This is a genomic window from Acinetobacter sp. GG23 (assembly GCF_057766365.1).
This window is the reverse complement of the sequence record NZ_JBYMDJ010000020.1, coordinates 1-279: the sequence shown is the minus strand read 5'-3', so window position 1 is coordinate 279 and position 279 is coordinate 1. Positions and strand designations below refer to the sequence as shown.

The following is a 279-nucleotide window of genomic DNA, read 5'->3' as shown; positions in this document are numbered from 1 at the left end:
GCGGCGCACCTTCTGGCAGCACCGCCCACAGCAGCAGCCCGGTACAAAATAAGACAGCAGCGCCGGCTGCGACCAAGCCTTTTTTCTCCATCGCCGTGAGCTTGCCAGTGGTAGCTTCATCTCCTGCCGTAAAGTCTTCCGGCGGAATAAAGATCCCCAATTTCGGCTCTACTATTTTTTCAGTGATGAGCGCCCCAAGCACAGTAATCAAGGCGGTACTGACGGCCATGAAATACCAATTCATTTCAGCACCGACCACATAGTCAACATCGATCAGAC

1 protein-coding gene is annotated in these 279 nt (G+C 53.4%); it reads right to left on the bottom strand.

What is annotated here, in order from left to right; genetic code table 11:
* Positions 1–279 (bottom strand): AbgT family transporter (locus AC3CAU_RS16755; RefSeq protein ID WP_488368516.1); only part of this gene is annotated, 279 nt, incomplete at both ends.